This window comes from Acidimicrobiales bacterium (assembly GCA_036273495.1).
Lineage (GTDB): Bacteria > Actinomycetota > Acidimicrobiia > Acidimicrobiales > JAJPHE01 > DASSEU01.
The window spans coordinates 1-10,539 of sequence record DASUHN010000258.1 but is presented as its reverse complement, the minus strand read 5'-3'; the positions used below and the strand labels follow the sequence as shown (position 1 = coordinate 10,539).

General features: G+C 72.2%; 14 protein-coding genes. 1 reads left to right on the top strand and 13 read right to left on the bottom strand.

Annotated elements, in window-relative coordinates; translation table 11 throughout:
• From VFW24_11245 to infC, 7 genes are all read right to left on the bottom strand, one after another.
• Positions 1-408: hypothetical protein (locus tag VFW24_11245; GenBank protein HEX5267339.1), on the bottom strand; the 408-nt coding region annotated here is incomplete at its 3' end.
• Positions 409-418: 10 nt separating this feature from the next.
• Entirely contained in the window at positions 419-1,450 is a 1,032-nt protein-coding gene (gene pheS, locus VFW24_11240; GenBank protein HEX5267338.1) for a phenylalanine--tRNA ligase subunit alpha, read from the bottom strand.
• Positions 1,447-2,526, bottom strand: coding sequence for a PAS domain-containing sensor histidine kinase (locus VFW24_11235; protein ID HEX5267337.1), 1,080 nt, complete (start codon positions 2,524-2,526; stop codon positions 1,447-1,449). The genes pheS and VFW24_11235 overlap by 4 nt, the downstream gene beginning before the upstream one ends.
• On the bottom strand, positions 2,523-3,227 hold the full coding sequence (locus VFW24_11230; GenBank protein ID HEX5267336.1) for an RNA methyltransferase: 705 nt from the start codon (positions 3,225-3,227) through the stop codon (positions 2,523-2,525). The genes VFW24_11235 and VFW24_11230 overlap by 4 nt, the downstream gene beginning before the upstream one ends.
• A gap of 92 nt (positions 3,228-3,319) precedes the next feature.
• A complete protein-coding gene (gene rplT / locus VFW24_11225; GenBank protein ID HEX5267335.1) occupies positions 3,320-3,706 on the bottom strand; it encodes a 50S ribosomal protein L20 in 387 nt (128 codons plus the stop codon).
• Between the two features lie 58 nt (positions 3,707-3,764).
• Positions 3,765-3,959 (bottom strand): 50S ribosomal protein L35, encoded by a 195-nt coding sequence (gene rpmI, locus VFW24_11220; protein ID HEX5267334.1) that lies wholly within the window; start codon positions 3,957-3,959, stop codon positions 3,765-3,767.
• A gap of 4 nt (positions 3,960-3,963) precedes the next feature.
• Positions 3,964-4,749, bottom strand: a complete 786-nt coding sequence (infC, locus tag VFW24_11215) for a translation initiation factor IF-3 (protein HEX5267333.1) — start codon at positions 4,747-4,749, stop codon at positions 3,964-3,966.
• 48 nt (positions 4,750-4,797) lie between these two features.
• Between infC and VFW24_11210 the strand changes: the two genes are divergently transcribed.
• Entirely contained in the window at positions 4,798-5,259 is a 462-nt protein-coding gene (locus VFW24_11210) for a hypothetical protein (protein ID HEX5267332.1), read from the top strand.
• A gap of 48 nt (positions 5,260-5,307) precedes the next feature.
• Here the strand turns inward: VFW24_11210 and VFW24_11205 are convergent, their stop codons facing one another.
• The 6 genes from VFW24_11205 to VFW24_11180 are packed head-to-tail and all read right to left on the bottom strand — an operon-like array spanning position 5,308 to position 10,430.
• Entirely contained in the window at positions 5,308-6,957 is a 1,650-nt protein-coding gene (locus tag VFW24_11205; GenBank protein ID HEX5267331.1) for a hypothetical protein, read from the bottom strand.
• Positions 6,958-7,016: 59 nt separating this feature from the next.
• Complete coding sequence (locus VFW24_11200; protein ID HEX5267330.1) at positions 7,017-7,232, bottom strand: cold shock domain-containing protein; 216 nt, start codon at positions 7,230-7,232, stop codon at positions 7,017-7,019.
• Positions 7,229-8,104, bottom strand: a complete 876-nt coding sequence (gene hisG / locus VFW24_11195) for an ATP phosphoribosyltransferase (protein HEX5267329.1) — start codon at positions 8,102-8,104, stop codon at positions 7,229-7,231. Before hisG ends, VFW24_11200 begins: the two co-directional genes overlap by 4 nt.
• Positions 8,105-8,118: 14 nt before the next feature.
• The gene (ribH, locus tag VFW24_11190) at positions 8,119-8,640 is read right to left on the bottom strand and encodes a 6,7-dimethyl-8-ribityllumazine synthase (protein HEX5267328.1); all 522 of its coding nucleotides are present in this window, start codon (positions 8,638-8,640) and stop codon (positions 8,119-8,121) included.
• A complete protein-coding gene (locus VFW24_11185) occupies positions 8,627-9,862 on the bottom strand; it encodes a bifunctional 3,4-dihydroxy-2-butanone-4-phosphate synthase/GTP cyclohydrolase II (GenBank protein HEX5267327.1) in 1,236 nt (411 codons plus the stop codon). Before VFW24_11185 ends, ribH begins: the two co-directional genes overlap by 14 nt.
• Entirely contained in the window at positions 9,855-10,430 is a 576-nt protein-coding gene (locus VFW24_11180) for a riboflavin synthase (GenBank protein ID HEX5267326.1), read from the bottom strand. The genes VFW24_11185 and VFW24_11180 overlap by 8 nt, the downstream gene beginning before the upstream one ends.
• Between the last annotated feature and the right edge of the window lie 109 nt (positions 10,431-10,539).

Below are 10,539 nucleotides of genomic sequence, written 5' to 3'. Positions count from 1 at the left end.
CAGCACCAACAGGCCGGCCGAGTCGTCGGCCAGACGCAGCTCCGACGGGGAGCACAGCATCCCGTTCGAGACCACCCCCCGCATCTTGCGCCGGGCGATCTCGAGGCCGTTGGGCAGCACCGTTCCCACCGGCGCCAGGGGCACCAGGTCCCCGACCTCGAAGTTCCACGCCCCGCACACGACGTCGACCGGGTCCCCTCCGGCGTCGACGGTCACCAGGCGGATCCGGTCGGCGCCCGGGATGGAGCGGATGTCGGTGACCCGGGCCACCACCACGTCCCCGAGCCCCTCTCCGATTCGCTCGACGCCGTCGACGATCAGGCCGAGCTCGTTGAGCACCGACGTCAGCTCGTCGGTCGGCACTTCGATCGGCGCGAAGTCGCGGAGCCAGGACAGGGGGACGCGCATGTCTCTCGGCTCAGAACTGCGTCAGGACGCGTACGTCGTTGTCGAGGAAGACCCGCATGTCCGGGATCTCGTGGCGGACCTGGGAGCAGCGGTCGATCCCGAAGCCGAAGGCAAACCCCGACCACTCCTCCGGATCGATGCCGACCGAGCTCAGCACGTTGGGGTGCACCATGCCGCACCCCCCGAGCTCCACCCAGCCCGTTCCTGTGCAGGTGCGGCAGCCCCCGCCGCGGCAGATGGCGCAGGTCACCTCGAACTCGGCCGACGGCTCGGTGAACGGGAAGTACGAGGGGCGGAGACGGGAGTGGATGTCGGGCCCGAAGTAGGCGCCGGTGAAGCTCTCGATCGTCCCGGCCAGGTCCCCGAAGGTGATGCCGCGGTCGACCACCAGACCCTCGATCTGGTGGAACGTGGCCAGGTGGCGGGCGTCGGGCGTGTCCCGCCGGTAGACCCGGCCCGGCGCCACGATGTAGATCGGCGGGGGCTGGGACTCCATCACGCGGATCTGCACCGGCGAGGTGTGGGTCCGCAGCAGCGTCGACTCCTGCTCCCCCACCTCCAGGTACAACGTGTCCCACATCCCCCGGGCCGGATGGGCGGGGGGCATGTTGAGCGCCTCGAAGTTGTACCAGTCGGTCTCCGCCTCCGGCCCCTCGGCCACCCGGTAGCCCATCCCGACGAACACGTCCTCGAGCTCGTCCCGCGTCTGGGTCAGGAGGTGGAGGTGGCCGCGGCCCGAGTCCCCGAGCACCTCGGTCAGGTCCATGCGGTCGGCGTCCAGGGCCCGCCGGCGCTCCTCGGCCTCCAGGGCGGCGCGCCGTTCGGCGGCGGCGGCCTCGAGGCGGCCCCGCACCGCCTGCAGCTCGGCGCCCCGCGCCCGGCGCTCCTCCGGATCGAGGGCACCGAGCGACCGCCCCAGCGAGGCCAGGGCCGAGCGCTTGCCCGCCACCTCCCCGCTGACCCGGTCGAGCTCCTCCACCGAGCCGGCGCCGGCCAGACGGGACAGGCCGTCCCGCTCCAGGGTGGCCAGGTCGTCACTCATCGGCTGCCGCCCGGCTCGGGATGGGCCTCGTCGAACGCCCCCCGCGGCAGGGCGAAGCGGAACGTCGTCCCCTGCCCGACGACCGACTCCACCTCCAGGCGGCCCCCGTGCGCCTCCACCAGACCGCGGCTGATCCAGAGTCCGAGCCCCGATCCGGTCGGGCGTCCCTCGGCTCGGCGGAAGAAGCGGTTGAAAACCCGGGGGAGGTCCTCGGCCGGGATGCCCTCGCCCCGGTCGGTGACCGAGATCGTGACGTCGTCGTCGTCGTAGGTGCCGGCAACCCGCAGGCCCTCGGTGCTCGCGTACTTGCAGGCGTTCTCGACGAGGTTGGTCATCACCTGGACGATCTTGTCGGGGTCGGCGTAGACGGACGGGAGATTTTCGGCGAACTCCAGATGGGCGTCGAGCGCCGGGTACTCCATGGCCACCTTGGCGACGACCGATCCCGCCAGCTCGGCGAGGTCGACCATCTGGCGGCGCAGGACCAGGCGTCCGGACGCCAGCCGGCTGATGTCCAGCAGCTCGGTGATCAGCCGGGTCACCCGGTCGGCGTCGTGCTGCACCTGCTCCAGCATCATCTTCTTGTCGTCGTCCGCCAGCCGGTCCCACCGGTTGAGGAGCAGGCTGGTGTAGCCCTTCACCGACGTGAGCGGAGAGCGCAGCTCGTGGCTCACCGTCGAGACGACCTGAGCGCCGGCCGCCGCCAGGTCCCGGCGCCGCCCGGCGTGACGCAGCACCAGGGTGGCCGCCGTGACCCCGCTCGCGCCGTCCCGCCGGTAGGAGCCGGTCACGAACGTCCGCACGTCGCCGCCGTCCGCCCCCCTGATCACCACCTCGTGCTCGGGGATGCGGCGGACGCTCGGCAGGGACGAGGCCCGGGGCCAGCCGGTCCGCAGCAGCGGGCGCCCCTCGTCATCGCGCGGCGCCAGCGCCTCGTGGCACGGCCGGCCGACGAGCTGGTCGGCGGAGAAGCCGGTGAGGTGGCAGGCGGCGGCGTTGGCAGCCAGGATCACGGCCCGGCCGTCGAGGCGGATCACCGGGTCGGGGAGGTCGTCGGCGTCCCACTCAGCGGTCACGGCCCGACCCCCGCCGTCCGGCGCTGGCGGGCCGCCTCGAAGCAGATCACCGCCGTGGCCACGCCGACGTTCAGCGACTCCGTACCTCCCGACATCGGCACCGACACCAGGTCGTCGACGAGGTCGAGCCGGCCGGCGCCGAGCCCGTGCGACTCGTTTCCGACCATCAGGGCAAAGCGGCCGCTCAGATCCATGGCGCCGTAGTCTCTCCCGCCCTCGGGCACCGCGGCCAGCCTGCGGAAACCCCACCGGCCCAGCTCCGCCATGACCGGCCCAGGCTCGGCATCGACCACGAACGGGACGCGGAACACGGCCCCGGCCGACGCCCGGACCGTCTTGGGGCTGTAGACGTCGACCGACTCGCGGCACCACACCACACCGTCCACCCCGGCAGCCCGCGCCGTGCGGACGAGGGTCCCGGCGTTCCCGGGGTCACGCACCTGGTCGCACACCAGCACCGAGCGGGCGTCACGCAGCCCGGTGAGGTCGACCGGCGCCGCTCCGACCACCGCCATCACCGGTTGCGGGGTGACGGCGTCGGCCACCCGCTCGAGGACACCCGGCGCCAGCTCGTAGGTCGGGACCCCTGCGTCGCGGGCCCGGTCCAGCATCACCGCCGGCGCCCCTCGGGACCAGTACAACGCCTCGACCGCCGCTCCCGCCTCCAACGCCTCCTCCACCAGCTTGGTCCCCTCGACCACGAAGGCCCGCTCCGCCCGGCGCTCGGCGCGCTGGCCGGCCAGACGGCGCAGGCGGGCGACCCGTTGGTTGCGGAGCTGGAGGGGAGCTCCGCTCAGCTGGCGCGCTCTTGGGCTCCGCCCGGGGGAGGAGCGGCGTCCCGGGCCACCTCGACGATCCGGGCGAAGGCCGCCGGGTCGGTCACGGCCAGGTCGGCCAGCATCTTGCGGTCCAGCTCCACCCCGGCGGCCCGCAGCCCGGCGATCAGCCGACTGTAGGAGAGGCCGTGTATCCGGGCGGCGGCGTTGATGCGCTGGATCCACAGCCGGCGGAAGTCACCCTTGCGGGCCCGGCGGTCCCGGTAGGCGTACTGCAGCGAGTGCATGACCTGCTCGTTGGCGGCGCGGAAGCTGCGGCTCTTGTTGCCGTAGTAACCCTGCGCCCGCTCGAGCACCGCCCGGCGGTGCTTGCGACCCTGGACGGCGCGCTTGACCCTGGCCATCCGTCCTCCTCTCTCTCGTGACCTGTCGTGGGGGGCTGTCTGGAGACCGATGACCCGGCTAGAGGCCGAGCAGCCGGCGCACCTGGCGGGCGTCGGCCCCGGCCACGTCCGCCTCGCGCCCGAGACGGCGCTTCCGGGTGGGCGACTTCTTCTCCAGCAGGTGGTTCTTGAAGGCGCGCCGGCGCTTCAGCTTGCCGGTCCCGGTCACCTTGAAGCGCTTGGCGGCGCCCCGGTCGGTCTTCATCTTGGGCATCTCGTCAGTCCTCGGTCTCTGCTGTCGTGGCGGCCGATGCCGCCGTCTCGGCGGGCGCCCCGGCCGTCACGACCGGCTCCGCCGCGGCACCGGGCTCGGCCTCCGCCGGCGGCTCCGCTGCGGCATCCGGCTCGGGCCTGGTGGGCCGCCCCCGCCCCGGGGGACCGCCGCCCCGCTTGTCCGGCGCCAGCACCATGATCATGTTGCGCCCGTCCAGCTTGGGGACGACCTCCACCTTGCCGACCTCCAAGACGTGCTCGGCCACCCGGTCGAGGATCCGCTTGCCCAGCTCGGGATGGCTCATCTCCCGGCCCCGGAACATGATCGTCACCTTGACCTTGTGGCCCTCGCCCAGGAACCGCTCGACCTGGCGGGTCTTGGTGTCGAAGTCCCCCGGGCCGATCTTGGGGCGGTACTTCATCTCCTTGATCCCGACGTTGGTCGACTTGCGGCGGGACTCCTTGGCCCTCTGGGCGGCGTCGAACTTGAACTTCCCGTAGTCCATGATCCGGCACACCGGAGGGACGGCCTGGGGAGCCACCTCGACCAGGTCCAGGTCCGCCTGCCGGGCTATGTGGAGAGCCTCGGGCAGGGGCTTGATCCCAAGCTGCTGGCCATCCGAGTCGACGAGGCGAACCTCGCGCGCCCGTATGCGCTCGTTGATCCTGGGCTCGTTGGAAGCTGGGGCTGTGACTATGCGCGCTCCTCCCGTTGGGGAGCGGGCACCCGCCGTTGGCGGCCGTCGACCCGCCGCACAAGCCGGTAGGCCATGGGCGGGTGGGGGCGCCATCGGGTCGGCCCCGCTTCCCTGTTCGATTCGCCCAATAGGGTAGCAGCGATGAGCAGTCTCTGGACCCCTGGCGGGGAGCACCGGGTTCCTCCGCCGTCGTCGTCCCAGTCCCCCCCACCCGCCGGCGCGCCGCCGTCCGGGCCGCCCCCGGCGCCACCGCCTCCTCCCCCGCCCCGCTCCCGGCCCGAGGAGCCGCTCGGGCAGGACGTGGGCCTCGACCCCGAGGAGGCCGCCCAACTGGCCGAGCTGCAGCGCCAGCTGGCCCAGACCCCCGCCGAGATCGTGGTGGCCAACCACGCCTTCGGGATGTTCGAGCTGGCGGCTCTGCACCTGTCGCGGGAGCAGCCCGACTTCGTCGCCGCCCGGCTGGCCATCGACGCCATGGCGGCGGTGGTGGAGGGGCTGGCCGGACGGCTGGGGGAGGCCGAGCCCGACCTGACGGCGGGCCTGGCCCAGATCAAGCTCGCCTTCGTCCAGGTCCAGGCGGCCAGAGGCGGCTCGGCCAACTAGCGGGCCAGCGGCGCATCGGCCCGCCGGCCGGTGGGCCCGGGCCGGCCCTCAACCGCCTCGGCGGGCGCAGACCGGCGCCGCCGAGCTGTTACCCGACAGGGTGCCGTAGTAGGACGCCGTGCAGCTCCAGTCGGCGTTGGTGACGGTCACGACCACCGTGCCGGGATGCCCGCTTGCGCCGTAGTCGTTGCCGCCGTGGTTGCAGGCGCCGCCCTCGCTGACATCGGCGTGGTACCAGGTCGCCTGGCCGGCCGCGGGCGCACCGGGATGGAAGCCGACGGCGCACCCGCTGTCGGAGGGGATGCTGACCGTCCAGGCGTAGCTGAGGCCCGGCCCGGTCGCGTTCTCGGAGTAGACGGTGTGGAACGCCGACTGGGTGAACACCGCCGAGACCGGCGTCAGGACCGGCTGGTCGGACGCCGTCGCCGGGACGGCGGCGGGCTGGTTGGCGGCCGGCGGCGGAGTGGTCGCGACCACGCCGGAGGACGCGGGCAGGCTGGACGGCGTCGTGGCCGGGCTGGCCACCACGGAGTGGGTCGCAGGTGAGGGAGCGGGCCCGCCACCCCCCCCGACGCCGACGGCCACGGCCACCACGCCGCCGGCCGCCACCAGGCCGGCCCCGACCAGAGCGGCCCGGACCGGGACCCGGAAGCCCGAGGCGGGGGTGGCCTGCATGGTGTCCAACCGGGAGGACGCCCCGGCCAGCTCCAGACGCAGGACGGCGATCTGGGACCGCACCTCCTCCAGCCGGGTCTGCCACGGGGCGGTGACGTGGGGGTTGTGCGGGTTGTTGACGATCTGGCTCTCGAGATGGGCCTGTTCGGCCAGGAGCGTCGACAGCTGCGAGACGATCTTCGACCAGGCCGCGGCAGCGGCCGCCAACGCCGCGTCCTTGGCCTCGGCGTCCAGGTCCCGGGTGACGGGAGGGCCGGCCCAGTAGCTGCCGCCGTCGTCCGCGTGGGCCGGAGCGGTGCCGGCGTTCACCGGTCGCTCCCCGGTCACGTCGTTGCCGTCGGGATCCAGGATGAAGGCCTTCCCGCCCGGCGTGACGATCTGGACCCGTACCGCTCCCACCGTGACATCCCAGAAGGCCGTGGCCTGCCAGCCGACGAACGAGCCCGACTCGACCGTCACCTGCGTCGGGGCATGAGCCGCCCCGGTGGCGTCCTCGATCCACGAGGAGTTCCGGTAGTAGAGGCCGATCAGCACGTCCTCCCCGTACCGGGCCTTCACGATGGTGCCGAGGTCGGCGGCGAGCCGGGCACCGAAGGGCGCTCCCAGCTGGTAGCCGATCTTGACCGCCTGGGCGTAGGTCAGGAAGTTCTCCGTCACGAACCACTCGATCTGCTCCACCACGACGTTGTTGGTGAGCAGCTCGGCGGCGTTGTCCTCCAGCAGCGCCTGCCTCTCCTGAGCGTCGAGGTCACCCGTGGCCAGTCGCACCAGGGAGATCGCCTTCGAGGTGATGGCGGTGACGTCGCCCTCGAGGACCTCGCGCCTCACTCCATCCGGCCCGATGGCCTCCCGGCCGTCGTGGCTGGGGATCAGGTTCGTATGCAGCACCGGCAACCAGTTGCCGGCGCGCAGGTAGGCCTCCTTCCCGAGAAGCTCGGCCAGCTTGACGTACAGATCGTTCCGGTACTTCTTTTCGTCCGGATGGTCCGCCCAGAGCGTGATGAGCGAATCGACGTCCTTCACGGCCTTTTGACCCTGCGGGTTCCCCGGCCGCCCTCGGGCACACAAGGATCACCGCGGAGTCAGGCCGGGCGGAGGTCCCCCGCCTCCCAGTGCCCGAGGTGCCCGGGCACAACCAGATAGGACACCCGGGTTCCGGGCCGGATGGTGCGGGTCCCGTCGGCGATGGCCGTGCAGTGGAAGAACAGCCGTCCGCCCGCGGGGGTCTCGACCTCACCGGTGCCGCGCTGCTCGTCGAAATCCGCCACCGTGCCCGCCTGCCGGGCCGGGGCCGTCAATGCACGATCTTCGAGATCGGCAGCTCGATGATGTCGGAGGCGCCGGCGTCCTTGAGCGCCGGGATCAGGGTGTTGATCTCCGACTTGGGCACGACCGTCTCGACGGCGTAGCCGCCGCCTCCGAACAGCTCGGACACGGTGGGCGCCTTCATGGCCGGGACCATGGCGATCACCCGCTCGAGGGCGTCCCTGCCGACGTTGAGCTTCACCAGGACCTTGCCCCGCGCCTCGAGCGCCCCTTGCAGAAGGGTGAGGAGCTGGCCCATGGCATGGCGCTTGGTGGGGTCGGCGGCGGCGGCGGGATTGGCCACCAGCTCGGTGTTCGACACGAGCAGGGTGTCGATGATCTTGAGCCCGGCGGCACGCAGGGCCCGGCCCGTCTCGGTGATCTCGACGACGGCGTCGGCGATGTCGGGGACCTTGGCCTCGGTGGCGCCGTAGGACAGGCGGACGTCGGCGTCGACCCCGTTCTTCTCGAAGAAGCGCCGGGTCAGGCCGGGGTACTCGGTCGACACGCGGACCCGGTCGGGCAGCTCGGTGACGCCGCGCACGGGAGAGTCGTTGGCGACCGCCAGCACGACCCGGATGGGCTGAGCGGTGTTCTTGGAGTAGCCGAGCTCCCCGAGGGTGACCACGTCGACCCCGGTCTCCTCGATCCAGTCCCGGCCCGTGACCCCGAGGTCGAACAGGCCCTCGGCCACGTAGAGCGGGATCTCCTGCGGGCGCAGGATCCGCACCTCGGAGATCCGGGGATCGTCGATGGCGGCCCGGTAGTCGACCTCCGAGCTGCGCCGGACCGCCAGGTCGGCGGCCTCGAACAGCTCGAGGGTGGCCTTCTCCAGCGAGCCCTTGGGCAGCACGAGCGAGAGCACGGTCCCTCCGCCCCTCAGCTCCGCGAGGCCGGCGCCGGCAGCTTGCGCAGCAGGTCGGCCATCTCGACCGCGACCGCGGCCGCCTCGGCGCCCTTGTTGCCCTCGACGCCGCCGGCGCGGTCCAGGGCCTGCTGGTCGTTCTCGGTGGTGAGGACGCCGAAGGCCATCGGCACGCCGGTCTCCAGCTGGGCGGCCTGGATCCCGGCCGCGCACTCCCCGGCCACGAACTCGTAGTGGCCGGTATCCCCCCTGATGACCGCTCCCAGGCACACCACGGCGTCGATCTCCCCCGACTGCGCCAGGCGCTTGGCGGCCAGGGGGAGCTCGAAGGCGCCGGGAACCCAGACCTCGGTGATCGACACGGGGTCCACCCCGCGCCCCGTCAGCTCGTCACGCGCCCCGTCCCGGAGCTTCTCGGTGACGAGGTCGTTGAACCGGCCGCACACGATCGCCACCCGCAGCCCGTCCCCCTTCGACCCGTCCTTGGCCGAGGCGGCGGCCGCCTTCTTGCGCTTGGTCTTGTCAGAGGACGTCATCCAGCCCCTCCAGCAGGTGGCCGAGCCGCTCCCGCTTGGTCCGCAGATAGGCGATGTTCTCCGGGTTGGGGCGGGACTCCAGCGGCACCCGCTCCACTATGTCGAGACCGAAGCCCTCGAGGCCACCGTATTTCGCCGGGTTGTTGGTCATGATGCGCATGGTGGTGATCCCGAGGTCGACGAGGATCTGGGCTCCGATGCCGTACTCCCGGCTGTCGACCGGCAGCCCCAGCTCCAGGTTGGCGTCGACGGTGTCGCGGCCCTGATCCTGAAGGTTGTAGGCGCGCAGCTTGTGACCGATGCCGATGCCGCGGCCCTCGTGGCCGCGCAGGTACACGACCGCACCGAGGCCGTCCTCGGCGATCATCCGCAGGGCCGCGTCGAGCTGGGGGCCGCAGTCGCAGCGGAGGGAGCCGAACACGTCCCCGGTGAGGCACTCGGAGTGCACCCGGACGAGGACGTTGTCCTCACCCTGAACGGCGCCCTTCACCAGCGCCAGATGGTGCTCCCCGTCGACGAGCGACTCGTAGGCGTAGCAGTTGAAGTCCCCGTAGGCGGTGGGCACGCGGGTGGCCTCGACGATGCGCCGGACCAGCTTGTCCTTCTGCCTCCGGTACCGGATGAGGTCGGCGATCGAGATCATCAGCAGGTCGTGGCGGCGGGCCAGCTCGGTCAGCTCGGGGAGCCGGGCCATATCGGTCTTGTCGGCGCTGACCACCTCGCACAGCACCGCGGCCGGGTACAGCGCGGCGGCGCGGGCCAGGTCGACGGCCGCCTCGGTGTGCCCGGCCCGCTTGAGGACGCCACCGGTCCGGTAGCGCAGCGGGAGGATGTGGCCGGGGCGGGCCAGGTCGTTGGGGCGGGTGGCGGGATCGATCAGGGCCTGGATGGTGGCGGCGCGGTCCGCAGCGGAGATCCCGGTGGTGGTGCCGTGCCGGTAGTCGACGGTCACGGTGAACGCGGTGCGCTGCGACTCGGTGTTGGTGCTGACCATCAGCGGCAGGTCGAGCTGGTCGAGGCGGTCCCCCGTCATGGGCACGCAGATGAGGCCGGACGTGTGGGCCAGGAAGAAGGCGATCTTCTCCGGAGTGGCGTACTCCGCCGCCATGATCAGATCGCCCTCGTTCTCGCGGTCCTGATCGTCGACGACGATGATGATGTCCCCCCGACCGATGGCGGCGATGGCGTCCTCGATCGGGGCGAACGGGCCCGTGCTACGCAACTCGGCCTCCCTCGCTGAGCAGCCGCTCGGTGTACTTGGCGATGACGTCGACCTCGAGGTTGACCCGCTCCCCGGGGCCCTTGCGGCCGAGCACGGTGACCTCGATGGTGTGGGGGATGATGGCGCAGCGGAAGCCGTCGTCCAGCGGCTCGACGACCGTGAGGCTGCAGCCGTCCACGGTGATCGAGCCCTTCTCCACGACGTAGCGGAGCAGCTCGTTGGGACACCGCACGACCAGGTCGGGCGCCGCGCTGACCACGGTCCCGACGCCGTCGACGTGGCCCTGCACGAGATGGCCCCCGAGACGGTCGGCCAGGCGCATCGGGCGCTCCAGGTTCACCGGATCCCCGGGGCCGAGGTCGGCCAGGTTGGTCCGGGCCAGCGACTCGTCGACCACGTCGGCCTCCCACCAGCCGTCCCCGAGGGCCACGACCGTGAGACAGCACCCGTTGACGGCGATCGAGTCCCCCACCGCGGCGTCGGCGGTGACCAGCGGCGCCCGGAAGCGGAAGTGGCCTCCCTCCCGCGACTCGACCGTCCCGAGCTCCTCGACGATCCCGGTGAACAATTACGCCGCCTCCATCTCGACCCGGATGTCCGGCCCCAGCTGCTCCACCGACACCACCCGCCCGCGCCACACGTACGCCATGGTGGCAGCCCCGGGCCCGTCGAGCACC